Consider the following 25,994-nt stretch of genomic DNA (forward strand, 5'->3'; position numbering starts at 1 on the left):
TATGATTAAGCTCGGCATAGTAATGGATCCAATTAGTGAGATTAACATTAAAAAAGATTCTAGTTTCGCCATGTTAATGGCAGCGCAAGCTCGCGGTTATCAGTTGTTTTATATGGAAATGAATGATCTTGCTATGGTTAATGGCGAGGCTACTGCCACCATGCGTTCATTGACTGTTGCAGCAAATTCTGAAAAATGGTTTGAATTAGGCGACAGTATTGATACGCCACTGGCTGACCTTGATGTCATCTTAATGCGTAAAGACCCACCATTTGATACTGAGTTTATCTATGCAACTTATATGCTTGAGCGCGCTGAAGAGCAAGGTACACTGATCGTTAATAAGCCACAAAGTTTACGTGATGCCAATGAAAAGCTGTTTACTGCGTGGTTCTCAGAATTCACCCCAGAAACCATAGTCACCAGAGATGAGCAACGCATCCGCGCTTTCCATAAAGCCAAAGGCGATATCATTTTAAAACCACTTGATGGTATGGGTGGCAGTTCAATTTTCCGCGTTAAGAAAGATGATCCTAACTTAGGCGTTATTATTGAAACCTTAACCAATGAAGGTCAGCAATACGCCATGGCACAAGCCTTTATTCCAGATATTACTTCTGGTGATAAGCGCATTTTAGTGGTCGATGGCCAGCCAGTGCCCTTCTCACTGGCACGCATTCCACAAAAAGGCGAAACCCGTGGCAATTTAGCCGCTGGCGGCCGTGGTGTGGCGCAGCCGTTATCGGAATCTGATTGGCATATTGCTAACACTATCGGACCTGAGCTTAAAAAGCGTGGGCTTATCTTTGTTGGTCTTGACGTGATTGGCGACAAGCTAACTGAAATTAACGTCACCAGCCCAACTTGTATCAAAGAAATTGAAGCCGCATTTGATGTGGATATTACTGGGATGTTGATGGACTCAATTGAAGCGCGTATCAATAAAAAAGCATAAATCAAAAGGATAGCAGCAGTGGAGATCATTGCTGCTGATATTGTCGAACACATTTGGGACTACACATGCATTTAAGACGTACGCTAGGCTTACTGCTTAGCTTAACCCTGTGGTTTTCTAATACCACTGTTGCCAATGAACTTATCGCTGAAGCCGCCATTAATACTGATACTGCTAGCCAAACTCAAGCTGAAGCTGCTGTTACTTCCGAAGCCATTTCGGAAAAAGCAGCAATTGAACAGGTTGTAATTGATGACCCCGTAATCGTCGCGCCAATTACAGCACTAAAAAGCACTAACAAAGCTTCAACTACAGCAGCTAAACCTAAAAACATGGTCATCATGGTGGGAGATGGCATGGGCCCAGCTTACACCAGCGCCTACCGCTACTTTAAAGACAACCCCAATACCCAAGAAATCGAGCAAACCGTATTCGATCGGCTGTTAGTGGGCATGGCAAGTACCTACCCTGCTCGCAGTAGCGGTTATGTGACTGACTCTGCCGCCTCGGCAACCGCGTTAGCCACAGGATTTAAAACCTATAATGGCGCGATTTCAGTCGATGAAAATAAACGCCCACTGACCACCATTATGGAACTTGCCAAAGCGGCAGGCTTATCCACGGGTGTCGCGGTATCAAGTCAGGTGAACCACGCTACTCCTGCGGCGTTTTTAACGCACAATGAGCACCGCAAAAACTATAAAGCCATCGCACAATCATATTTAAACACCGATGCTGATGTCATTTTAGGCGGCGGCCAACAGTATTTTTCAGCTGAACTGTTGCTGCAATTTAAAGAAAAAGGCTATCAACACATTACCGAGTTTGAGCAACTTGATAGTATCACTGAGCCAAAAGTACTGGGTTTATTTGCCCCAGTGCAACTGCCATGGGTCATTGATGATAAGCAAGGCCATAAACTTAGCAGCTTAACGAAAAAGGCCTTAGAGCTATTAGCTCAAAACGACCAAGGCTTTGTGTTACTGGTTGAAGGCAGCCTGATAGATTGGGCTGGACATGATAATGATATCGCCTCAGTGATGGGCGAAATGGATGAATTTGCCAATGCCATTGAAGTGGTTGAGCAATTTGTTCGTCAACGTAAAGACACCTTGATGGTGGTTACCGCCGATCACAACACCGGCGGACTTTCTATTGGTACTAATGGTGAGTATGAGTGGCAGCCACAACTCATTCACGCCATCAATGCCTCACCAACGAATATTGCTCAGCAGTTAATTGCTACTGATGACTGGCAAACTAAGTTTAATCAACTGATTGGCTTTGACGCCAGCCAAGAAGAATTGACTCAATTAAGTAACGCCCGTATGCAGGGTGAAAAGCAGCTTACTGCCACTATATTAACAATCATTGATGCCCGCACTAATACCGGCTGGACCACACTGGGTCACACTGGATTAGACGTGCAGGTTTTTGCCGCAGGTCCAGGAGAAAGACTGTTCAGTGGCCATCAAAACAACACTGATATTGCCACTAAGATGATGAGTTTATTACCCCAAAGCCAAACTGTTATTATCAGTAATTAATTACTGATGAAGAAAGCTTAAAGGGTGACAATTTTGTCACCCTTTTTATTGCCGGTATTTGCTATAATCGACAGATTATTTTTTCAAAGGTTAATCTCGTGCTTACTAACGCTTCTCAAGTCATTTTAAGAAATGCTGAATTCATTGAAAACCAAGATGTTTTAATTCTAAATCATGAAGCTGATACCTTGGCGGCTGAGTTGCTTAACAGCGCTGCATCTGTGACGAGCTTAGCATTAGACTTTAACCATTATTTATTATTGCCGCAAAAACAACAAAAAGGCTTAAGCAGTCACTTTGGTCATCAGCTGCCAACTACCGATGCAGAAAAACGCTTTGATGTCGCTATTATCTATTTCCCAAAAGCTAAGCCCCTAGCGCCTTATTTATTTAACCTCGCCGCCAAGCATTTAAAGCAGGGCGGACACCTAATTGTCGTAGGCGAAAATAAAGGTGGGGTTAAATCGTTAGCAAAGTTACTACCTGAGTATTTCTCAACCCCAAGTAAGCGCGATAATGCCCGCCATTGTTTATTATTTGTCAGTGAGTTAATCGCCCAAGCACCTGTATTTGACCTTAATAATTGGGTCAGCCAATACTCATTATCAACCCCTCAAGGGGAGATCACCATTTGTAATCTTGTGGGCGTGTTTAGCGAAAAGCGTCTCGATCAAGGTACAGAATTATTGCTATCGCATTTGCCGACATTAGAAAAACGCGTATTGGACTTTGGCTGTGGTGCTGGGGTTATTAGCGCGGCCTTACTAAAAGCAAACCCAAGTTTATCCGTTGAGTGTATTGATATTAATGCCATGGCTTTAAAAGCCTGTGAACTCACCCTTGCCGCAAATGGCATGCAAGCAAAAGTGTATCCCTCTGATGGCTTTAACCAAATTAGCGGTCAATTTAATGGCATCATTGCTAACCCACCATTTCATGATGGCTTAGCCGCAACCACCCAAATTGCCAAAGACTTTGTTAAATCAAGTGCATCAAGCCTTGCCAAAGGCGGCGTCTGGCAAATTGTCGCTAACCGAAACTTGCCGTATGCCGACACCATAGCCGCTGAATTTGGCCAAGTAAATGTGCCAGCAGAAAACAATAAATATAAATTATATCAATTTAATAAATAACAAAAATGGCTCCACGGCTATGGAGTTCACAAATTATTTGATTTAGTTATAAAACAACCAATTACTGACTAGTTTTTATCCCTAAAAAACGCTACATTTTGTTAGCTAATAATAAACGTCATCTAAGGCGTATCGTTCTACCCATTGGGCAGCCTAATAAGCTCAAATGTAGAACGTAAAAATAAGGGATTTTATGCTAGCATCAGATTTAGCGGTTTTTAATGTTGATCAAACTCAAGTTGAGCTTCGCGTTACGCCTAGCCGTCACGGCCCCATCACTGAAGATGATATAACCCAGTTACTTAATCAGCCTGAATTTGCCATGCTGCGACCCTTAGAGCAAAACATTGCTAAGGCGACCGCTGAAGTAAATAGTCACTGCAGTGTCGATAGCGGTAAACACGAATTATTTTTTATTATTGCTGAGCGCCTTGATGGTAAAGTCATCATCGAGATCAGCGAAGATAAAATGTCAGCCTCAATGAGCTTGGTGTCTGCCTATGGCGGCCAAGACCCAACACTGCCAACCATTTTAAATGCGCTTAAATTCCATAAGGTTAAAATGGGCTTAAGCAAACCCAACATCCTATCGCTACTACAACAATTAGACACCTTACCGCCAGGTGAGCAATGTCGCTCGCTGATCGCCCACGGTAAACAGCCCCAAAAAGGCACCAATGCCAGCCTAGCAAGGCAAGTGCCATTAGCCCGCGAGCGCTTATTGCAACCCCAAGAGCGAGAAGATGGATCGGTGGATATGCGCGATTTGGGCGCCATGATCATGGTAAAACCAAACGATGTATTAATGATTAAAACCCCTGCTACAGATGGTGTTGCAGGTTATAACGTCAATGGTGATGTTTTGCCGCAAATCCCCGGCAAAGACATGATTATGCAGCCAGGTAATGGCACTCAACTGGCCGTCAATGATCCTAACTTATTAATTGCGACAGTTTCAGGTCAGCCAGTTGAAACCCGCCTTGGCATGCAAGTGGATGATGTACTACAAATTAAAGACGTTGATGTCAATTTTGGCCATGTGAACTTTGAAGGCAGCGTGTTAATTAGCGGTGATGTCCATGAAGGCATGCAAGTGAAAAGTAGCGGCGATATTACCGTCATGGGGTTTGTGGACTCAGCAACACTGGATGCCAAAGGCGATATCATTGTCAGTAAAGGCATCATTGGTCGCCAAATTAAAGAGCATCAACTTAGCACCACAATTAATGCCCAAGGACAAATTTGCGCACAATTCGTGCAATACTCAAGCCTTAATGCTGACAATGATATCTTAGTGACCAAGCAATTACTTCATAGTCACGCATGTTCAAACGGTGTCATCACAGTGAGTGATCCTAGCGGCAGACGAGGCGATCTGGTTGGTGGCAAGGCGAGCGCTAGCAAAGGCATTCATGCGGTGGCAATTGGCGCTACAGCAGGCACTAAAACCGCATTATTTTGCGCCATGGATCAAGCTCAAATTCGCGCAGAAGTCAAAACTACCCATGATAAAATCAAACAGCTTGTCATTGCAGGCCTTGATATTGAAGCTAGATTACGCAAGCTGCCACCTAAAAGCGAATGGCAAACCGATGCAGGCATGATAGAGCAAGTAAAAATGATGCTGGATGAAAAGAAACAACTCGCCAGCAATCGTGCGCAGTTAGAAGCGCAGTTCAAGCAATTACAGCAAGATGCCGATGGCTACTATAATAAGCATTTTATTCAGGCCAAAAAGCATATCTTTACCAACGTTAAAATTAATATTGGCCCGTCTAAAAATACAACCCAACGGGAGCACGGCCCTTGCCTCGTCATGAATAAGCAAAATGAAATTAGTTTTGATTATGGCAACCGATAGTTGCACTATGTAACGGGTACATACTTCAAGCGGCAATAGTGTGGCCTTAAATCATTGAGTTTATCAATGGTTACTCAGTGTCACCGCCTACAGGTTTTATCATGCAAAGTATTTGTTGGCCCGCAGTCATCAAGCAGCAAAGCTGTGACGAGCTTATTTATCTAGCTAGTGATAGAGACTGGCTAGAGTTTTGCTACTTAACTCCTCATATTGCAGGTACCTGCGATAAGTTACTCGACAGTGAAGGCAATACTTTCGATATTTCCATCAACTCAGCAACAGATACCAGCCAACCTATAACCGTAGCCGCATTGCCTCAATTAGCATTAAGCACTCAGGCTATCGACTTAATGACTTTCATTCATTATGTACGCCAACATGCCCAGCTAAATGGTCATTGCTGCAGCGCAAAGCTTATTTTCAGTACTATTAGACAAGGAATTGAAACGGTTGAATTTCTTGAGTCTGAATTTTCTTGAGTCAGCCTCACGACTCAGGCAAAATGCTGTTCCACATTTTATCCCGTAATACGAGTATCAAGCATGGAACTGTTAAACATAGAATGCCTAGGAAAACGCCTACGATTAGAGGGCTCCATGGCTGGCTGGCAACAGCTCTATTGGGATAATCAACTGGTTTCGCAAAAGTCGGCTTCTGCTGATAATCAAAGCTTTACTATCCACGAATTTGAGTTGTCTAGACCGAGTTCACTAGCAGAACCCAGTCATGATGATGTCATCACCCAAACCAACCGCCAAGTCATGAAAGTGCGCTTAGAGTCTGATGTGCAGTGGCAACCATTTATCATCAACTATACGGTTTTGGTGGACAATAACACCATTGCCGATGGCCAGCGTAACAGCAAGGACATAGAACGACAAATCCCTGAAGTGGCCCCAGTTAAACAACAAAAATTCAGTTTTGTTGGCTTAGCCTCTCTAGGTTTTAAGTTACTTAAAAGCGCCAAAGTGATTAAAGCCATGCTCGCTGCAGCCAGTGTGGCGGCCTACTCTTGGCTATTTTCAATTGAGTTTGCATTAGCCTTGATTGCCTGTTTGGTTATCCATGAATATGGTCATATCAAAGCAATGAAACACTTTGGCATGAAAACCAAAGGGATTTATTTGATCCCATTTATGGGCGGCCTTGCTGTTAGTGACGAGCGTATTAATACCCGTTGGCAGAACGTGGTGATCTCTATTATGGGGCCGACTTTTGGCCTGTTTATGTCCATCGGCTGTATGCTGGCTTATTGGCTGACGGGTAATATCTTTTTTGCCGGACTGGCCAGCTTTAACGCCCTATTAAACCTCTTTAATTTATTGCCGATACTGCCTTTAGATGGTGGTCATATTTTAAAAAGTATCACCTTTTCGATGAATAGCATGGTGGGTCTAATCGCCTGTATCGCAGGCGCAGCCGCTGGGGTATTCATTAGCTACAGCCTTGGACTGGCATTACTGGGCTTCTTATTATTAATTGGCAGTCTTGAGATTGTATTTGAATGGAAAAGCCGTCATCAAAGTCATTTATTGCCCCTTGACCGTTATGGGCAAATCTTCTCGACCTTGTGGTACTTCATTACGGTTGGCTTACTGATTGCTATTATTTGGTATTTTGCTGCATCTGGCGATGAAATGCTGTCGATGCCATTAGAAATATTAAGAAGCTAGTCAAATAAATAGCAGTGCTTAACATCAACTAAGCTAGCAAGAACTAAGCCTGAGAGAACTAAGTCCGTAAAAACTAAGCCCGTAAAAACTAGCTACGGGCTTAACTTGCTGAAAAAACGAAATTAACTTATCTATTTAGCTTATGGAATTTCAAATACCTTAGTCATGACTTTATACAGCTCAGTGCCTTGATGGACTGAAGCTGAAGCAAAATGCAGCACTGGCACGCAATCTATCGGCAAACTCACCGAAGTGACGGCATTATCACTGCCGTACTGATCTAACCTTAATAAGGTCACTAAAGGCTCGCCAGCAGCTAACGGCTCACCAACCGCTGCGCAGTATTCCACTAAACCCGCTTTAGGGGCATGAAACTTTTTATAATCCTTTAAGTAACAGCCCCAGCGTTTCATGCTGGCAGGAGCAACATGCTCTTTGATCACTCCCCGATGGCTCAAATAGGCCAAAATACCTAGGGCATCATTTTTAGCATCTGCCATATCAATACGTTCTTGGCTTGCTAGCTCTAAGGTAAAAGCCGCCACAGGCACATCGAATATGCGCCCTTTTAACGCTGCATATTCAGTTAATTGCCACCATGGACAAAAAACCGCTTCATCCATGGCGCCGCCAAATTCATTGGGGATAATTAACGATAAGGGGATCGAGAAAAACGCGGCTGCGGCTGCATCATACTCAGGGCAATAAAGGTGCTTTGCAGATTTAGGCCCGGTATGTAAATCAAGCACGATATCAGCGCCATGGGCCATATGTTGTAATGTCACCGCTAAGCGATGCCCGGTACTAATACCCCAAAGGTTGGCTAAACGTTGCTGGCAATTATTGACTAAGGTTTGCCTAAAAGCACTAAACAAGTCCTTGTCGGCAAAGTGTTGATGCTCAGTGAACCAGCTCGCAATATCAAGTGACTGATCATAATACTCTCGGTTCCAATTCACCCCAGTGATAGGATCAAATCGCCCTAAGGTAAACTCGCCACTTTTTTGATTAATGCCTAAAGGGTTGGCTAATGGCACGCAGTGAATATCGCCTAATACAGTGTAGTCTTGCAGTAAAGTCATCAGCTGATGTATCACCGCATTACCCTGCACTTCAGCCCCATGAACATTGGCCTGAATATAAACACTGGGCGCGGCGTCATCTGAGCCTTTAAAGCTAAACAGTGGCGCCGTTAACGCTTGGCCTGTGGCAAGCTCTCCCACTTCAACCCGAGACATGGTGGCTGAATAATCGTTAGCCTGTTCTGTAATTGAATTCACTGATGTCATACCTGCCACGTTAGCAATTATTCAAATAAGTTTTGGTGCAGAGAGTTAACCACATCTGCGGCTTCAGATTCAGCGACGAGAACACATAAGTTATGTGGGCTAGCCCCTTGGCAAATCATGCGCACATTATGCTGTTCAAGTACCCCAAAAACTCGGCTGCAAATACCTGCTGTTGACGCTATTTGATTACCAATAATCGCCACTAAAGCTAATTTATCTTCCACTCTTACACGGCAATTTTGTGATAGTTCTTGCAGTAATGACTCGCTTAATAACCCCTGCCCGCTGGAGTCAGAACCGGTTTTATCAAGCGTTAGTGACACATTAACTTCTGAGGTGGTAATCAAATCAACTGAAATTTTATGCTTAGCAAGCGTGGCAAAGGTGTGCGCTAAAAAGCCCTGAGCATGGAGCATTTGTAAGCTATGCAGGTTTAATAAAGTTTGATCGCGTCTTAGAGCCACAGCTCGATAAACCGGGGCATCTTCTACTTGATGACGGATCCAAGTTCCACCTTGTTCAGGTGCTTTACTGGAACCAACAAACACCTGAATTTGTTGACGCACGGCCGGTAAAATCGTCGCAGGGTGTAATACTTTAGCGCCAAAGGTAGCCATCTCAGCCGCTTCATTAAAGCTAATTTCAGCGATAGGTCTCGCATTAGGCGCTAAACGTGGGTCAGTGGTATAAATTCCGGCCACATCAGTCCAAATCTCTACCGCATCTGCTTTTAAGGCTTCAGCTAATAACGCAGCTGAATAATCACTGCCGCCACGGCCTAAGGTGGTGGTGTTGCCTGCTTCATCAGCGCCAATAAAACCTTGAGTCACGATCACTTGCTGAGCCAATAACGGCTGTAAATGCTCCGCGCCTAGGAGCGCAATTTGCTCAATTTGCGGCTCTGCTTTACCAAAATGGCTATCGGTTCTTAATACTTGGCGCACATCAAATGAACTTGATGGCGTGCCTTTTTGGCGAATAACCGCAGAGAACAATAATGATGAACATTGCTCACCCATGGATAACAGCTCATCAATGATGGCTTTGCTTCTATCGAGCACTAACTTATCACTAAGCACTGCCATTCTGCTTAATAGCTTATCAATCGTAGCAGCTACATCTTGTGGACGCGCCAGCTTATCAACAATGTCATATTGAATTTTAGCAATTTGAGTGACTAAACTTAAGCGGCGTTGGTCGTTTACATTGGCTTGAGTTAACTCAACCAGTAAATTAGTGACACCGCTAGAAGCACTAACAACAACGACGCGGGTATTGGCATTGGCTAAAATAATGTCCGCACAGCGGTTCATGGCGTCAAAATCAGCAACTGAGGTGCCACCGAACTTAGCAACAACTAAACTCATGCTGATACCTCCACGACATTCGCAGACGAACTTTTACTAGACAAAGTTTTAGTAGACAAAGTTTTAACAGACAAACTTTGACTAAACATACTTTCAGTAGACATGGACTGAGTAGACATAAACTGAGTACACAGTATTGGAACAACTTGAAATTTAATACGTAAAAACATGATTACACTCCGAACTTACTTCGTTCGAAGAGCCTGGTGCAGTGATAACGCACCCTTAAAGAAGGGAAACAGCAATCTTTCACCAGAAGCTCTCCACCAAAAAATAGGTGACAATCGCTAGGATTCAACCTAAACGACCGATACCGAATGCCAACCAAACATACCAGTACCTCGGCGCTAATCTCCCTCATAAGCTGTCATAGGAATTGGTTTTCCTCGAACTTACTACCTAGCTAACGCTCCTCTTCTGTTTCTTCCCACAGGAAGAGCATGAAAATACCAATAAATAACAACTCAAGTCAATTGGGATATGCCATAAAGTCGTCAAATAACACAATACGTAAATAGAGACACTGAGCTCAAAATAGTATCATGTAAGCTGTTATTTATAATTTGAAACAAAAAAGTGATATAAAACAATAGTGATTAAAAAATAAAAAGTAATAACCTCAATGTAAACTCGAGGTTATTGAGTTAAAACCTTCAACTAAACTGCACAATTAAGCTTCAATATTAACAATCAAGTTTCAACAGTATATAAATAGCCATTGCCCTAATAAAAATATAAAAATAACAATAAAAAAAGGCACTTAACTAAGTACCTATAGAAGGAGTTACTGATATTAAACATCCTCGATAACTGATACAAATGTCACTTAATCGCCGATCATGTTATTCATCGTGCAAATCAGGTAATTCATTAACTAAAACCGTTCGTGGGCCAAACTCGCCAATTAACACTTCCTTGTCAGGTGCTTCACCACAGGCAAGTAATGACAACACCCCATTATCAACATAGTAAATAGCGAGCTGTTTAAACTCTCGGCCTAACGCTAACGCTTGGTCTTTTTCTATAAAGACTGCCCAACTTTTTTCCATATGAGATAAGTCTGGCGCCGCGCCAATTAAGCAACGATAGGGGCTATTAAATTGCTGAATTTTCCGTTGAAGTCGCCTATCTAACAAACGGTTTTGACACGGATTCAATTGGCTGCCTAAGGGATTATGGGCGGTGACAATGGCGAAGGGGACAGCGTAAGAAAGGCGCTGAGTAAGTAGAAATTGGGTCCCTTGATACTTAAACCAAAGGTTATCTATTGAATTATTCATCATTTATTTTTCTCAATTTAGACCAATTCAGTGTAGCAAACCAAGACTTGGACCAACACCCTGTGTGATGTAAGTCACAAGAACAATAATTATATTTAACCTAAAAATCATAAGCTTACCCAAAAAAGCATTTTTGTAACAAATCTTCCCCGTAAATTTGTTAACATTTCATTTGTTAACAAATGCCTAAAACGAGTACAATATCTCACACTAGCTAGATTTTGCTACATAACGCTAAGTTGTGACACAAGCGACTACATTTACTGAAATTAAATCTTGGTAAAGTGTTCAAGCTTTTAAAATGTGTTCTACATTTTAAAAGACTGAATATAAATGTAGGACAAAATTAGGTTGCGAAGGAACTTTAATCAGCAATTTAATCTCTTAGTTTATATGAATCATCGGTTTTACAGATATTTTGACAGGTTGTGAGCTTACTCAAGCTCAGCATACGATCTGAATATTGATTTTTTATGATCAAAATTTACGTCACGTATAACTCTTTTATAGAAGTGCGATAAATATTAGTGCCTTAAACTGGTTTATATATTGTAGTTAGTCATGAAGCGTGTTTTGTTCAGGGCAGACATAGATAAACACCTATCGTGAATTTATAAATTATCGGCGTTTTCTTAGCTATATAACGCCACAGCCCTAGTGCAACATGACTAGAATCGAATTGTTTTTAATTTAGGTAAATGACATGCAAAACCCACACATTCTTATTGTTGAAGATGAAGCTGTAACCCGTAATACTCTACGTAGTATTTTTGAAGCCGAAGGGTATGTAGTAACTGAAGCAAACGATGGCGCAGAAATGCATAAAGCCATGCAGGATAATAAGATTAATCTTGTTGTTATGGATATCAACCTTCCTGGTAAAAACGGTTTATTATTAGCCCGTGAACTTCGTGAAATTAATAACATTGGCCTTATTTTCCTTACTGGCCGTGATAACGAAGTTGATAAGATCCTTGGTTTAGAAATTGGCGCTGATGACTACATCACTAAGCCATTTAACCCACGTGAATTAACTATCCGTGCTCGTAACCTATTAACTCGTGTAAACAGCGCTGGCGCTGAAACCGAAGAAAAAGGTTCAGTTGAGTTTTACCGTTTCAACGGTTGGAGCTTAGAAATCAACAGCCGTTCTTTAGTTAGCCCACAAGGTGAGTCTTACAAATTACCTCGCAGTGAATTCCGTGCGATGCTTCACTTTGTAGAAAACCCAGGCAAAATCTTAACTCGTGCAGACTTGTTAATGAAAATGACTGGCCGTGAGCTTAAGCCACATGACCGTACTGTTGACGTGACTATCCGTCGTATCCGTAAGCACTTCGAAAGTTTACCAGATACGCCAGAAATCATCGCAACTATCCACGGTGAAGGTTACCGTTTTTGTGGTAACTTAGAAGATTAATTTCGTCTGCAATTAATGTGCTTATTTGATTAAGCTCATTGGGTAGCAAATGAAAATAAAAGCCAAGTCAGTGACTTGGCTTTTTTATGGGCTATTAAAAATGAACTATCCCTCATGGACGATAACAAGTGATCTATAACTAATGGGCTATTATTGCCAACCCATTACCTATTACCCATTTGCTATAAACAGCGCTACTTAAGCTCGCGTTCTAAAAAGGCAGCTAAGGATTTATACAAATGATTCCTCACCTTTTCACCGCGCATAGAATGCTTTGAGCCAGGGTAGTCTATCATTTGAAATAACTTGCCTTCATCTTGCAGCGCTTTATATACGCGGGTGCTATTTTCAAACAACACATTATCGTCAGCCATACCGTGATACATCAGCAAACCAGACTGATAATTTTCCACATAAGGGGTAATGCTGCTGGCATCGTAACCTTGTTTATTCTTAGCAGGGTGACCCATATAGCGCTCGGTATAATGGGTGTCATACAAACGCCAATCGGTCACGGGCGCACCTGAAATTGCCGCTTTGAAATAATCAGGGGCTTTAAACTGGCTCATTAACGCCATATAGCCGCCATAACTATGACCATAAATAGCGATATTATCGCCATCAATAAATGGCAGACTTCTTAAGTAATCTACGCCCACTTTTTGATCGTTAACTTCTGCATCACCCATATTCTGGTAAATAACGTATTCAAACTTAGTACCACGATGGGCTGAGCCGCGGTTGTCTAATTGAAATACAGCAAAGCCTTGTTGTAATAGATATTGGGTAAAGTAATCCGCTTCACTCCAGCTATTAACCACTAATTGCGCATGTGGCCCACCGTATACTCGAACAACTACTGGGTATTTTTTGCTGGCATCAAAATCAGTGGGTTTAAATAATCGGTACTGCAGATTTTGGCCATCTTCAGCCTTTAATTGGCCAAAATCTGGTATTTGCCATAAACCCGCAACGTCATACAAAGGATGGGTTTGGTTAATTTCATTTTGTTCTACCCACATTAAATGCTCGCCAGTGTCATTGTGCAAACTCACCTGTGGCGGCTGAATTAAACTATTGAAGTAATCTAAATAAATTGGTTTTTTATCAGCAAAGACTGCTGAGTGCATCCCGGCTTTAGTTGATAGTTTTTCAATCTTGTCACTGGTTAATGACACTCTATATAAATGGCGTTCAACAACTGTGTCTTTTCGGCCTGAAAAATACACCCAGCCCGCCTGCTCATCCACAAACTCAAGATCATCAACCGCCCACAGCCCTGTGGTTAATTGCTTTATTTGTTTACCCGACAGGTCAAATAAATAAAGGTGCTTAAAACCATCACGCTCTGAGGCCCAAATAAACGCTTGTTGTTGCTTTAAGAAATGTAAGTCATCGTTAAGGTTTACCCATGCTTGGCTGCGCTCTTTGACAACCGTGTTAGCTTTAACGTCTGAACCAGGTTTTGAACCAAGGTTAATGATGCGTAAGTCCAATGCCTGCTGATCGCGGCTTTGCCATTGAAATGATAACTGCTTGCTATCTGGCAGCCATTTTACTCGCGGTAAATACATATCCTTCTCTTTACCTAAATCAATCCACTGCACTGCTTTACTCGCCAGCTCAATCACGCCAAGTTCAATCTCAACATTGGCTTTACCCGCATAAGGATAACGCTGCTCAGTCAGTTTTATACCGTCAGCATAAATCTCATTACGGGTGACTAATTCAACACCTGACTCATCAATACGAGTAAAGGCGATAGCTGATTCATCTGGCGACCACCAGTAACCTGTCATTCGGCCCATTTCTTCTTGGGCGACAAACTCTGCCATGCCGTTTTTAATCGGCCCTTTACCATCAAACGTCAGCTGAGTTAGCTTTTCTGTTGCCAGCTCCAGTACAAAAATATTTTGCTCGCGCACAAATGACACATAACGGCCTTTAGGGGACAAACGCGCATCAGTGACAAAGCCTTCACCGGTATTTAATGCCTGCGCCTTTTGATCCGCCAAGGTATAAAAATACAGCTTGCCTGCAGCTGGAATTAATAACGCTTGGCCATCATCAGCCCAAAAGTACTCCATGATCCCTTGACCATAAATACGTTGACGTTCGCGGCGGGCTTTTTCTTCATCAGATAATTCGCCCCCAGCCAGCTTATCGGCATTAAGCAACATACTGCGCTTTGCAGTGCTGATATCCATTTGCCATAAGTCATAAAAATGCTGGTTATCTTCACGGCTAGCAAGATACGTCACTCGGCTACCATCGGGAGACAGTTTTAATCCCCGAGGGCTAGCGCCGGCCAAGGCTGGTGATGCATGAATTCTTTCTATGGTCAGTGGAGTGGTATTGCCGGATATTTTCATGGTAGAGGCCATTGCATGATCTGAAATAAGAGCGCCAGTAAACACTAGCGGAATTGCCGACAGCATCAACGCCGCGGTCGATTTCCATTTTTTAGTCATTATCAATCCTTGGGAAGCCATAAATTTATATTTATCGTTATTATTATTTTCGCTGCCAATATTAATTTAACCAAAAATCAACTGAAAGCATTATTTACCAGCGAGTTTATAACAAATCTACTGCAAGTCATATATTGCTCATCTTTTTCACGCTGTAATATGGACAAATCTGAGGTATTATCCTTGATAATAAAATAAAACATTAACCACTGGTTACCGACCTTAACCTCTACTGTCTTAGGAACAAGCATGCAAACTTTGACACAAACCCTGACCAACCAAGCAGTATCAGCTTCGCTTTCACAATTAGTACTTAGCCTTGCCGATTGCTCAAAAGCAATTAGTAAAGCAGTGCAACATGGTGCATTAGCTGGTGTTTTGGGCGCTACTGAACAAGAAAATGTTCAAGGCGAAACCCAAAAGAAACTCGACGTGATTACCAATGACATGCTCAAAGATGCACTTAAAGCTGAAGGCAATGTTCGCGGTCTTGCATCTGAAGAAGAAGATTATGTTGTTGAAGTCAATCAAGACGGCGAATACTTAGTTTGTTTTGATCCTCTAGACGGTTCATCAAATATCGATATCAACTCACTGGTAGGGACGATTTTCTCAGTGCTACCTGCTGGCGAAGGCGAGTTTAACGAGCAAAGCTTTTTACAAAGTGGCCGCAAACAAGTTGCCGCAGGTTATGTGCTTTACGGCCCATCAACCATGATGGCGCTCACCACAGGTCAAGGTACTCAACTTTATACCTTAGATCCTGACACTAACGAGTTCCTGCTCACCACAGCAGAAGTGAGTATCAGTAAAGATACCGCTGAATTTGCGATCAATATGTCCAATCAGCGCTTTTGGGAAGCACCAATGCAAACTTACATTGCTGACTTAGTATTAGGCACTATTGGGCCCCGTGAAAAGTCATTCAATATGCGCTGGATTGCTGCAATGGTGGGTGATGTTCACCGCGTATTATGTCGTGGCGGTATCTTTGCTTACCCAACCGATAATAAGAACCCTGAAAAGCCGTACAAGCTGCGTTTAATGTATGAAGCCAACCCTATGGCTTTATTGGTTGAACAAGCCGGTGGTAAAGCATCTACAGGCTATGGTGATATCCTAGATATCGAACCAACAGCTATCCATCAACGTGTTGCTGTTATTCTTGGTAGCGCCAACGAAGTGGATACTTGCTTAAGCTACCATGATGTTGATTACAGCCAAGAGCCGACAATTGATTAATTGCGCTTTTAGCTACTATTAAAAAACCGCCTGCTGGCGGTTTTTTTGATCTTGCTAGCTATTAGTGATTAGTAATGATTGAGCTAATAGATAACTAAGTTTTAAAAACAACATGGCCTGCAATTGCAGGCTATGTAATGTTAGCGCTTTAGCTACGATTAAATAGCGAGCTTATGCCTCAGCATTAAGCTGATGTGGTTTTTCCGTTTGATCCACTATAGTTAATACCGCAGTATCACCCACTACGTTACAAGATGTCAGTACCATATCAATAATACGATCAAGTGCTGCCACAATGGCAAAGGCTTCGACTGGTAAACCTAATTGGTAGATAAGCACACCAATCATCACCATGCCGCCGCCGGGTACGCCACCAGCGCCCACTGACAATAAAAACACACTAAATAACAATGCTGGAATTTGCTCTGCTGTAATTGGCATACCAAAAGCATTGGCCACAAAGAAAATCGCGATAGTAATGTAAATTGACACTCCGCCCATGTTCATCGTTGCCCCGAGTGGCACCCCGAATCCAGCGACAGCGCGGCTAACAGCTAACTTATCGGTTAAGGTACGCATGGTCACAGGGATGGTCGCATTTGAACTGGCGGTAGAAAGCGAGAATAAAATCTGCTCTTTGGTTTTTTCACGAAAGCTCGAGGCTGATACCGGGGTGAAAATCGACACTGCTGTAGGGTAAACCACAAAAATCCATAACAACAGCAATGCTAAGATGATAACCAGGTATTCAACCACGCTGACAAAAATAGCCGGCTCAAGGGTTGCCGCTAATTTAAACATCAAGGCAAACACACCAATTGGCGCAAGGCTCATTACCACAGTGATTAAGCGCATCATGATTTTATTGGCTGTTTGAAAACCTTGCACTGCGCCGCTAACGCTCTCACCCATTGATTTAATCACGCCGCCTAACAGCAAGGCCATGAAAATAACTTGCAGCATATTACCTGAAGTAAATGCGGCAAATGGGTTATTAGGCACTATGCTAACAATCAGCTGCATTAAGTTAGGTAACTCAGTTGCAGTAATGCTCACGCCGCCATCGCTAGACATATCAACGCCTTTACCTGGCTCCAGTAACATGGCGACTAAAAATGCCGCTGTGATAGCCACCAAGGTATTAATAATATAAAAGCTAAAGGTTTTACCGCCCAAACGGCCAAAGCTCTTTAAATCTTGCAGTTCACACACGCCGCAAACAATACTGACAAATACCAGTGGCACCACTAGCATCATGATCATATTAACGAACATGGTACCAATACCGCTGGCAGCATTGACTAAGGTGCCTGAGAAGAAGCTGACATCATTGAGGGCAAATTGGACAATACTGCCCAATATTAGTCCAAAGAATAATCCGATAAAAATGCGGCTTGATAATGATTTGGTCATATCGCGAACGTTCCTAATAAAAGTCAAATTAACGCTGATTTCGCTGTTGTAACGACTTACACAGGCTCAATACTGAGGTTAATTCGACTGAAAATTTGTTTTAATTATTTTTAACGACAAGGATACTGGGACAAGAAGCAATTTAATTCAATGCTATCGTTCAATTAGTTTGAGCGGCCACTGAGCAGCAGCATTTACAACTACCACCAAACTGTTGAATTAAAACAACTTAAACTAAAACAGTTGAATTATAAATATTTTTAGCAGGATTCAAGACTAAAAAACACAACACTAACAGTATTATACACTACCGCAAGAGCACTAATAAGTTGAGAAAACTACAACTCTGACGACAATTTAAGCTAATAACTAGCGTTTTATAAAAGCGCAACATTTGCTTCTATTTATCCCATGCTGGCAGCATTAACCAGTGCCCAACAAAGATAACATTAATGCAAACAAGACGCTTAATTACCACAACATTACAGCTTGTTCTATTATCGGTTAATGCAGCTTTGAAGCTCGGGCTGTAGCGCTAATGAAATGACATAAAAAAGCTGCTTGGTTGGCACCAAACAGCTTTTTTGTAAATCAGTTCTGGGATGATTCACTTATCAAGTTTAAGCCAGCCATAACTCCACATCATGGATCATAAAGTTACCGTTATAAACAGGATCAGGATGGCCTATGGGCTCAAGTTCAAAATAGGCTTTGTGCTCATCGGGCAAACCTTCGTAGCCGCCAATCACTTGATAAAGCCAATTCTCAGATGCCCAGTGCAACTTATGCTCTTCTAAGTATTCCAGTGCTGATTGACGAACTCCTGAATCAATCACGGCGCAGAAGTATTCATCTACCGCTAGCTTTAGTGGATTATCAGGAATATCAAAATCCTCCACCGCAGTCATGGTCATGGACACATCGTGCTCACGCACTTTTGCCGGCAATAAGTCGCGGCTAATGGTTTTAATTCTCGCCACCGTATCGAGCAAGATAAGCTCATGGCTGGCGTTATTAACGTCGACACTGGCAGGCTTAATGATGGCTTCAGCGCAGTTAAACAATTTCGGCACAAACTTATGCGCCACATGATCATCAGGTTGATAATCAGGATGCAAATCTGTGTGCAGTAAAAAGCCTTTTAATAATCGAGTACGCCCCTGAATTTGACGAAAACGCCCCAGTAGCTCTAGCAAGCGCCCTTGCACTGCACTAATTTCTTGAATGCACTGACTTAAGGTTTCTTGCAGATTGGTCACCAGTAAGCGTCTTAGCTCGCGAATATCACCGGCGGTATCACTAAGCTCACTAAACTGGAACATTTCTAAGCCGTTGAGTAATTCAGACACCTGACTTTGGGCTAATTCATTTTCACGAATTTTGGCACTAATACTACCAACATAACCAAACTCATTATTAATACGGCCCCACAATACCCGAATGGAGTAGCGCAGGCTGTCGGTAAAGCTGTAAACGTGCTCGTTTAAGTCAGCTAAATACGCCTCTGCTGCGCCATAATCAATATTGTGCCTTGCTTCTTTGTAATGATCAGCCAGTGTTTTAATGGTGCTAAACGCCGAGCCGACATTGGCATCAATTTGCCGATTACGCTCATCACTTAAAGCTTCTTCAAGTAACGCCCGTACCGAGCGTTTTAAGCGCAGTTCTTCATCGGGCTCTGGGCGCCATAAAATGCCACTTTTTCTGAGTTTCTCAATCACTGCGGCGTCATGGGTTTGCTCATTCACTGAGCCAGCAAGATAGGCATCCATAACCACATCAGAATGGCGACTCAGCTGTTTTAGTAGCTTAACCCCCGCTTGATGTAAATTATTGCTCATAATAAATCCTTTTGGGTGGCCGTTTCAGCTTGCGCTTCAAGGCTTAACCCTTCAGTTTCATCAATAAAGCGAATCACTTCGTACAAATAATCAAGCTTGCCGGTGGCAATATAAATTTGTTTCTCGCTATTAGGTTTTACCAAATAACCCAACTCCACTAAGCGCTTAAACACCAATTTAATTTGGTTGTCGGCATTGCTACTGGTTGAGCCAAATAAGCGATATTGGCTCAACTTAGCGAGCTGCTCCATAAACGCTGGCGTATCTTCAATACGCGCTTGCAGCTCAGTTAAGCGTATTGGCGCACCTTCACTTAAAGGCGCATCTTGGCCGCTACTTTCTTGTACTAGCACCAACCATTCCACCAGCGGAATAAGCGCCGAGCAAATATCTTTAAACTGGCTAGAAATCACTTTACGTTCTTGCTCACCCAGTTGCTGATAGCCGCAAAAGAACACATCACCTTCTGCTGCAGAAGAAATCGTGCGGTTGATTTGATTTAAATACTGCTCCACTTTATCAAAGGTGGCACTGCTTTTCAGGGCGCGCCAGCCATCTTCATTGGTGGTGCGACAAATAAACTCACCACGAAGCAGTTGCTCAATCAGCATGCCAGTGCCAACCAGTGTTGTTTCGGTACTTGCCGTAACCTCAGACATTAAATAGCCTCCTTATTGGCATGTTGACTTAAGCGTGCAGCCAATGGGTTGGCTTTAGGTTTCACCACTTGTAATTTACGGGTTTGCTTATTGATAATGTAGCGATTAGCAAACAAGTTCAGCACTTCAGATTCTGGGTTAGGAAACGCCCCTAATACGCTGATATTGTTATTAACGCAGGCATCAAATATCTTCTTCACGTTGGTGTGGTGCAAGGTGCCCAACTCATCAATAGGCCAATGAATAGTGACATCGGCTTTACCCCGTAATAGGCGAGTAAAGGCCAGTAAGAACTTACATAAAATCAGATAAGCCATACCATGACTTGAAGATTCATTAAGCTGTCTATCGGTGCGAATAATTAAGTCGCTGTTGCCTTCTTTTAAGCGCAGCTCAATTTCCAGCAGTTTAGCAATGCCGCCACTTAACGCCGAGCGACCAATAATATCTAAGGCGCGGCGCATACTTGAGGTGTAATGCTCATCAGGCAGCTCACTAAAGCCATCGGCTTTCCACTGTTTAAAGGCTTTAACAAACACTTCAAGCTCAGGCCAAAACTCAAGTTCGCTAATGCGAGAACGAATCTTAACCGCGGATTCAGATACCCCATCAAGAAACAACTCTTCACCCACTTCGCGAGTAATACGCGCGCTTTGGGAGGCGATACGTCTGTCGATGTCTGCTAATACATCGTAATAAGCGGTTAAGTCGATACCAAAAATACGCCCTTGCTCGCGAATGGCCATCAAGGATTGCGGCACCATCACATTCAATAACTGTTCAAGTTGTGGAACCAACTTGCGATAATCCAGTAGGCGGATACCTTTATCATTGCTAAAGCTTGATTCATCTCGGGCACGTTCCCAAAACTCAGCTAAGCTCGAGCCTGACTTACTGGCAATAACCGAATCAAAATGCTCAACGTATTGTTTTACTGAGCCCAGTAAATAATCACGCTGTAGTAATAATTCTTCACCTTGTCTTAAGCGCTCACCAATGCCACCAGCGGCTTCATCTTTAGTTGGCGGCAATTTAAGCTCAGCCAGTTTTCGCATCACAGCCCGCAGCTTGGTGAGATTTTCAGAAGCCTCAACTTGCGCAGCATCCGAGGCTTTTTTCAAGCTTTCAAAGTGTTGTTTACGCTGCTTAACGTCAGTGGTTTTATTGGCAAGCTGCTGTTCTAACTCAAGGGCTGCTTGCTTAACTTTGGATAAATCGGTTTGCAATTTCGGCTTGGCAATTAGCCAGGCATTTTGATACCAATGCTCATATCGCAAGACATCACTGCGACGCTTTTCCGCATTACTGATTTGGGTTTCAAGATCCCGAATTTGCCCTTTTAATGCCACGATAGCCGCTTCATCAACCCCGCGAGATTTAAGCTCGTTTTTGTACCATGATTCACAGGCTTTTTGCTCTTGCTTAGCATTACTACGGCGAGTGTCGATATTGGCTTTAATTTGCCCTAGCTGATTATCTAGCGCACCGACCACATCTTGCCAATAGGCATTTTTTTCCATGCGGGCTTCAAGGGCTTGCTCTTTTTGCTCACTAAGCCACTCTAGGTGCTTATTGTGCTGCTGCTTGAGCTCGTTTTCTAATTGAATCAGACGCTTGCTGGCATGGGCTTTACGCTCGGATAACGCTTGATTGATTTGCTCTTGTGAGCTGCGCTTTTCATCAAATAAACGCCGCACATCTTCACGGCTGTTTTTATAAGCAGTGCGAGCAAAAGTCAGCTCTTTATTAAGCGTGTCTAATTGATCGTTAATGGCTACCAGTTGATCTTCGTTTTCCGACTTTAACTCTTCAGCTTGAGCTAAGGCTTCTTCAGCTTTAGCTAAGCGCAGGCGTAAATCTTGCTCTGAGGCAGCATAATCAGGCACATCAATGGCTTTAAGATCTAAGCCAATACCAAATAATACCTCGCCATTACTGTCTGCAACATGGGGATGGAGATCGGTGCGGTGTAATAGTTCAGGGGCAATAACCTTACCAAAGCTTTGCTCCCAACCTGAGGACTCTTTACGCAAAAACTCTAATAGAGTGTGTGATTGTGGAAATAACACCCCTTTGACATCATCAACATCAGCTAAGCGCTCATTCACTCTCACACTGGCGATTCGAAGTGCCTCAGAGACTTGATCGCGTTTGGCGCGCAGTTTTCTTTCTTCTATTGATAAGCGATCGACTTTCTGATTACAGCTTTCTTGTTCTTCATCAGCGCGGCTAATGCGCTCATCAAACACTGCTAAGCTCATTTTCTCTTCTTCGGTGTAGCTGACACCGTCGATTTGATGTTTCAGCTCACCTTGGCTGAGCTTGAGTTTAAATTCTTGCTCTGCAAACTGCGCTTTACCGGCATCGGTTTTTTCACGCCATAAGCTGTCGAGTTGAGTTAAATCATCGTTAGCAGATTCACGCTGGGCATCACGGGTTTCACGAATGCTATCTTGCTCTTGATGCAGTGACTCAAGCTCTCGGTGTAACTGCTCAGCAATTTTACTACGGCGGGTACTGTAAGCCGCTTCAATGTCTTGGTGCTTTTCAGTTTGTAACTTATGACGCTCTGATAAGTTTTCTAAATCACTGCGCCAATTATCTAAACTGTCTAAGTCGGCTTTAGCTTGTTCAATATTGGCATTTAAAAAGCCTTCATATTGATCTTCAATGCCATCAAGCTCAGCTTCATATTTGCGGATATCACCTTGGGCGAATGACAATTCTTGGCTGATCTCATCGCGGGCTTCTTTCCATTCTTCGTCCAGAAGGCGCAGTTGTAAACTGGTCTCTTTAGACTGATTTTCACTGCGCTCTTGGCGCTGTGCTTCAAAGGTTTCATCGGCGCGATAGCCTTTAGCTAAACTGCCTAGTCGAAGCTCGGCGCTCAGTAACTGATTAAACTCTTGTTCTAGCTTTTCAAATTCAGGGCGAATTTGCTCAAAACCTTGAACTAACTGACTTTCACGGATCCAGCTTTCTACTCGCTGTGGGTTTAAGCGTGAGGTTGGCGGGTTAACACCATCTTCTTCTAAAATGGCGGCTACCATCGACTTAACGGTTTCCATTTTGCCTTCTTTAGAATGCACCGCTTTGGCCAGTTTCTCGATATGACGTAGCGAGTATTCGCTATCACATAATGAAAACTGATGGGCATAATTACGCAACTCGCTTTTATTACCACCCGTAGACAACAAACTGCGGTCATGCTGAATAATCGCGCGGTATTCACGAGTGTTAAGCAAGTTAGTATGCGGCACCGACTGGCGCTTCATAACATGGCGTAATTCCGCCATGTTATGACAAATTATGGTGTCGCCATTACGGTTTTTAACGTAATCATCAAGCTCGAAACCTTTGGCAATAAAGCGGTAATTCACCCCTTTACCGTCACCGGCGGATGCCATTAGCGCTTGATAAAGCTGGCCGTCACTCTTTTGATATTCATAGATGATGTAACTTGAATCATGGGGAAGATACCAACGCTCAAAACTATCACGGGTTGAAGGCACGACTCGGCTAGGGTACTCACCATAAAACACTGGGACTAATCGCTGCAGTGTGGTTTTACCTGAAGCATTGGTACCACAAATGTTGGTGTGTCCATCTAGCTGCAGTTCCACCACACCAGGAAGGTGAGTATTAATTAACACTATTCTGATCAAGCTTGGCATTGGCATCCTTTTGCGTACTTTCCGCAACGGCTAAAAACAAGATTTTAGGGAATTTATTTTAATGAGCTATAAGTTAAATCAAAGCGCTGAATGAAGCAATTTAGCTGATAACAAAGCGTGAAATAATAACCGATAAAGGCTGCTTTACTCGCCTAACAAAGCAGCAAACGGCCAGTATATTGTTTTTACCAGCATGAAGTTGTGGGATATCACTTAGGTTTTATGCGAGGCTAAGGCGGATAAGCTGATTCAGAGATAAAAAAACCACCTTTGCGATGGCGTTAAAAATGAATATAACCAAATAAAATTTCACTATTAGTCAGCAGCTCCCCCCCCTTTTCACTGATTCAGGAGCCCCTTTAATAACCATTCCAGTGCGTTATTTTTAACAGCGCTAAACACAAAAAAAGCCAGCTTATTTAAATAAGCTGGCTTTTTGTCAAAATTCAATAATGCGTTAAGCACTTTATAAACGCTTTTCTATCAGCGCTTTTCGATTAAGAGCACGAACAAAGTGATTCGTTTTCGTTACAACACTGTCATTGCGACTAATTAAGCCGCTTCTGTCTCAGTTTTTTCAGACTCAAGCTCAACTTGCTCAGCCGCTGACATGTCAGCTTCACTGTGTCTAATCAGATAATCAAAGGCACCGAGTGAGGCAGTCGCGCCGCTACCCATGGCAATAATGATTTGTTTATAGGCTGAGTTAGTGACATCACCTGCGGCAAATACCCCTGGTATGGAAGTTTGGCCTTTGCCATCAACAATAATTTCACCACGATTAGTTAACTCTACAGTGTCTTTTAACCATTCAGTATTTGGCACTAAACCAATTTGAACGAAAATCCCTTCAAGCGCGACATTATGCGATTCGTTAGTACTGCGATCGGTATAAGTGAGCCCGGTAACGCGTTTGCCATCACCTAGCACTTCTGTGGTCATCGCTTCAGTGATGATGGTGATATTACCCATTGAGTTGGCTTTGCGCTGCAAAACTTCATCAGCGCGAAGGCTAGTATCAAACTCAAGTACAGTAACGTGCTCAACGATATTCGCTAAATCGATAGCCGCTTCAATACCAGAATTACCGCCGCCAATCACAGCGACGCGCTTACCTTTAAATAACGGCCCATCACAATGTGGGCAATAGGCTACGCCGCTGCCGCGGTATTCTTGCTCACCAGGGACGTTCATTTCACGCCAGCGCGCGCCGGTTGCTAACAATATGGTCTTACTTGATAAAATCGCGCCGCTTTCAAGTTCGATTTCAAAACGCTCACCCGATTTAAGGGATAGCGCCCGTTGGTTGTCCATGACATCAACATCGTAATCTTTCACGTGAGCTTCAAGATTGGCAACTAATTTTGGCCCTTCGGTTTTTGACACTGAGATAAAGTTTTCAATGCCGACAGTTTCTGCCACTTGACCGCCAAACTTATCAGCCACTATGCCAGTGCGCAGGCCTTTACGCGCCGCGTAAATGGCAGCAGATGCGCCTGCAGGGCCACCACCAACCACTAATACATCAAAGCTTTGTTTATTATTTAGTTGTTCTGCTTGTCGTGCTACAGCATTGACGTCTAACTTATTTAAAATTTCTACTACGCTAATGGCGCCAACAGAAAATGGCTCGCCATTCATATATACCGTCGGTACTGACATGATATTACGGTCATTAATCTCATCTTGGAATAATGCACCATCAATCATCACGTTAGTAATATTGGGGTTAATCGCTGCCATCATATTCAGTGCTTGTACCACTTCAGGACATGTCTGACAGCTTAGTGATACGTAGGTTTCAAACTTAAACTCACCGGGCAGATCTTTAATTTGCCCAATAACCTCATCGGTTAATTTAATTGGGTGGCCACCTGAGTGCAGTAGTGCCAACACTAACGAGGTAAATTCATGGCCCATAGGTAAACCAGCAAAGCTAATGTTGCTACCAAGTTCTGGGTTAATGATACTCATTGATGGGGTTCGGATCCCTTGCTGCTCTTTAAGGCTTACAAGGTTTGATAAGCCAACAATATCATTGGCTAAAGAGCTCAATTCTTTTGCTTTCGGGCTATCGTCTGCTGACACGACAAGTTCAACTGGTCGTTTAAGGTTTTGCAGATAAGTCTTCAGTTGATTTTTAATATTCGCATCTAACATACGTGTGCT

Annotated in this window: 17 protein-coding genes and 1 riboswitch; of the genes, 8 read left to right on the plus strand and 9 right to left on the minus strand. The window is 42.9% G+C overall.

What is annotated here, in order from left to right; translation table 11 throughout:
* Position 1: 1 nt before the first annotated feature.
* The 6 genes from gshB to AB4140_RS14565 all read left to right on the plus strand — a co-directional run bounded on the left by gshB (position 2) and on the right by AB4140_RS14565 (position 7,169).
* A complete protein-coding gene (gene gshB, locus AB4140_RS14540) occupies positions 2-955 on the plus strand; it encodes a glutathione synthase (RefSeq protein WP_102436726.1) in 954 nt (317 codons plus the stop codon).
* Between the two features lie 65 nt (positions 956-1,020).
* Positions 1,021-2,502: an alkaline phosphatase gene (locus AB4140_RS14545; protein WP_241903467.1), complete on the plus strand. Its 1,482-nt coding sequence runs from the start codon at positions 1,021-1,023 to the stop codon at positions 2,500-2,502.
* 98 nt (positions 2,503-2,600) lie between these two features.
* Positions 2,601-3,635, plus strand: a complete 1,035-nt coding sequence (locus AB4140_RS14550; protein ID WP_102436724.1) for a methyltransferase — start codon at positions 2,601-2,603, stop codon at positions 3,633-3,635.
* A 193-nt stretch (positions 3,636-3,828) separates the two neighbouring features.
* Positions 3,829-5,496: a DUF342 domain-containing protein gene (locus tag AB4140_RS14555; RefSeq protein ID WP_372001494.1), complete on the plus strand. Its 1,668-nt coding sequence runs from the start codon at positions 3,829-3,831 to the stop codon at positions 5,494-5,496.
* 101 nt (positions 5,497-5,597) lie between these two features.
* The gene (locus AB4140_RS14560; RefSeq protein WP_133149772.1) at positions 5,598-5,975 is read left to right on the plus strand and encodes a DUF4144 family protein; all 378 of its coding nucleotides are present in this window, start codon (positions 5,598-5,600) and stop codon (positions 5,973-5,975) included.
* Between the two features lie 63 nt (positions 5,976-6,038).
* Positions 6,039-7,169 (plus strand): site-2 protease family protein, encoded by a 1,131-nt coding sequence (locus AB4140_RS14565; RefSeq protein ID WP_372001496.1) that lies wholly within the window; start codon positions 6,039-6,041, stop codon positions 7,167-7,169.
* Between the two features lie 140 nt (positions 7,170-7,309).
* Here AB4140_RS14565 and AB4140_RS14570 read toward each other — a convergent pair whose 3' ends face one another.
* The 3 genes from AB4140_RS14570 to AB4140_RS14580 form a co-directional block, all read right to left on the minus strand.
* Positions 7,310-8,458 (minus strand): succinylglutamate desuccinylase/aspartoacylase family protein, encoded by a 1,149-nt coding sequence (locus tag AB4140_RS14570; protein WP_102436716.1) that lies wholly within the window; start codon positions 8,456-8,458, stop codon positions 7,310-7,312.
* A gap of 17 nt (positions 8,459-8,475) precedes the next feature.
* Positions 8,476-9,825, minus strand: coding sequence for a lysine-sensitive aspartokinase 3 (gene lysC / locus AB4140_RS14575; RefSeq protein ID WP_102436714.1), 1,350 nt, complete (start codon positions 9,823-9,825; stop codon positions 8,476-8,478).
* 248 nt (positions 9,826-10,073) lie between these two features.
* A riboswitch (Lysine riboswitch) is annotated at positions 10,074-10,250 on the minus strand.
* A 417-nt stretch (positions 10,251-10,667) separates the two neighbouring features.
* On the minus strand, positions 10,668-11,105 hold the full coding sequence (locus AB4140_RS14580) for a DUF3293 domain-containing protein (protein WP_102436771.1): 438 nt from the start codon (positions 11,103-11,105) through the stop codon (positions 10,668-10,670).
* Between the two features lie 703 nt (positions 11,106-11,808).
* On the opposite strand from AB4140_RS14580, the gene arcA reads away from it, so the two are divergent.
* Entirely contained in the window at positions 11,809-12,525 is a 717-nt protein-coding gene (gene arcA, locus AB4140_RS14585) for a two-component system response regulator ArcA (protein ID WP_076540527.1), read from the plus strand.
* Positions 12,526-12,719: 194 nt separating this feature from the next.
* On the opposite strand, the gene AB4140_RS14590 is transcribed toward arcA, so the two are convergent.
* A complete protein-coding gene (locus AB4140_RS14590) occupies positions 12,720-14,996 on the minus strand; it encodes a S9 family peptidase (protein WP_303446521.1) in 2,277 nt (758 codons plus the stop codon).
* 249 nt (positions 14,997-15,245) lie between these two features.
* On the opposite strand from AB4140_RS14590, the gene AB4140_RS14595 reads away from it, so the two are divergent.
* Positions 15,246-16,238 (plus strand): class 1 fructose-bisphosphatase, encoded by a 993-nt coding sequence (locus AB4140_RS14595; protein ID WP_102436710.1) that lies wholly within the window; start codon positions 15,246-15,248, stop codon positions 16,236-16,238.
* Between the two features lie 171 nt (positions 16,239-16,409).
* Here the strand turns inward: AB4140_RS14595 and AB4140_RS14600 are convergent, their stop codons facing one another.
* From AB4140_RS14600 to ahpF, 5 genes are all read right to left on the minus strand, one after another.
* Complete coding sequence (locus AB4140_RS14600) at positions 16,410-17,651, minus strand: dicarboxylate/amino acid:cation symporter (RefSeq protein WP_102436708.1); 1,242 nt, start codon at positions 17,649-17,651, stop codon at positions 16,410-16,412.
* 620 nt (positions 17,652-18,271) lie between these two features.
* On the minus strand, positions 18,272-19,492 hold the full coding sequence (locus AB4140_RS14605; RefSeq protein WP_102436706.1) for a phosphoenolpyruvate carboxylase: 1,221 nt from the start codon (positions 19,490-19,492) through the stop codon (positions 18,272-18,274).
* Positions 19,489-20,151: a condensin complex protein MksE gene (locus AB4140_RS14610; RefSeq protein WP_076540535.1), complete on the minus strand. Its 663-nt coding sequence runs from the start codon at positions 20,149-20,151 to the stop codon at positions 19,489-19,491. The genes AB4140_RS14605 and AB4140_RS14610 overlap by 4 nt, the downstream gene beginning before the upstream one ends.
* The gene (locus AB4140_RS14615) at positions 20,151-23,825 is read right to left on the minus strand and encodes an ATP-binding protein (RefSeq protein WP_372001499.1); all 3,675 of its coding nucleotides are present in this window, start codon (positions 23,823-23,825) and stop codon (positions 20,151-20,153) included. The genes AB4140_RS14610 and AB4140_RS14615 overlap by 1 nt, the downstream gene beginning before the upstream one ends.
* Before the next feature lie 552 nt (positions 23,826-24,377).
* On the minus strand, positions 24,378-25,985 hold the full coding sequence (gene ahpF, locus AB4140_RS14620; RefSeq protein WP_102436702.1) for an alkyl hydroperoxide reductase subunit F: 1,608 nt from the start codon (positions 25,983-25,985) through the stop codon (positions 24,378-24,380).
* Positions 25,986-25,994 lie beyond the last annotated feature (9 nt).

The organism is Shewanella sp. 10N.286.51.B2, assembly GCF_041469265.1.
Lineage (GTDB): Bacteria > Pseudomonadota > Gammaproteobacteria > Enterobacterales > Shewanellaceae > Shewanella.

Bases quoted from the DNA above. Each gene is read 5' to 3' on its own strand.
- AB4140_RS14580 (WP_102436771.1), bottom strand. From the start codon at position 11,105: ATGAATAATTCAATAGATAACCTTTGGTTTAAGTATCAAGGGACCCAA.
- AB4140_RS14560 (WP_133149772.1), top strand. From the start codon at position 5,598: ATGCAAAGTATTTGTTGGCCCGCAGTCATCAAGCAGCAAAGCTGTGAC.
- AB4140_RS14595 (WP_102436710.1), top strand. From the start codon at position 15,246: ATGCAAACTTTGACACAAACCCTGACCAACCAAGCAGTATCAGCTTCG.
- AB4140_RS14545 (WP_241903467.1), top strand. From the start codon at position 1,021: ATGCATTTAAGACGTACGCTAGGCTTACTGCTTAGCTTAACCCTGTGG.
- AB4140_RS14610 (WP_076540535.1), bottom strand. From the start codon at position 20,151: ATGTCTGAGGTTACGGCAAGTACCGAAACAACACTGGTTGGCACTGGC.
- AB4140_RS14605 (WP_102436706.1), bottom strand. From the start codon at position 19,492: ATGAGCAATAATTTACATCAAGCGGGGGTTAAGCTACTAAAACAGCTG.
- AB4140_RS14570 (WP_102436716.1), bottom strand. From the start codon at position 8,458: ATGACATCAGTGAATTCAATTACAGAACAGGCTAACGATTATTCAGCC.
- AB4140_RS14600 (WP_102436708.1), bottom strand. From the start codon at position 17,651: ATGACCAAATCATTATCAAGCCGCATTTTTATCGGATTATTCTTTGGA.
- AB4140_RS14555 (WP_372001494.1), top strand. From the start codon at position 3,829: ATGCTAGCATCAGATTTAGCGGTTTTTAATGTTGATCAAACTCAAGTT.
- gshB (WP_102436726.1), top strand. From the start codon at position 2: ATGATTAAGCTCGGCATAGTAATGGATCCAATTAGTGAGATTAACATT.
- AB4140_RS14615 (WP_372001499.1), bottom strand. From the start codon at position 23,825: ATGCCAAGCTTGATCAGAATAGTGTTAATTAATACTCACCTTCCTGGT.
- arcA (WP_076540527.1), top strand. From the start codon at position 11,809: ATGCAAAACCCACACATTCTTATTGTTGAAGATGAAGCTGTAACCCGT.
- ahpF (WP_102436702.1), bottom strand. From the start codon at position 25,985: ATGTTAGATGCGAATATTAAAAATCAACTGAAGACTTATCTGCAAAAC.
- AB4140_RS14565 (WP_372001496.1), top strand. From the start codon at position 6,039: ATGGAACTGTTAAACATAGAATGCCTAGGAAAACGCCTACGATTAGAG.
- AB4140_RS14590 (WP_303446521.1), bottom strand. From the start codon at position 14,996: ATGACTAAAAAATGGAAATCGACCGCGGCGTTGATGCTGTCGGCAATT.
- lysC (WP_102436714.1), bottom strand. From the start codon at position 9,825: ATGAGTTTAGTTGTTGCTAAGTTCGGTGGCACCTCAGTTGCTGATTTT.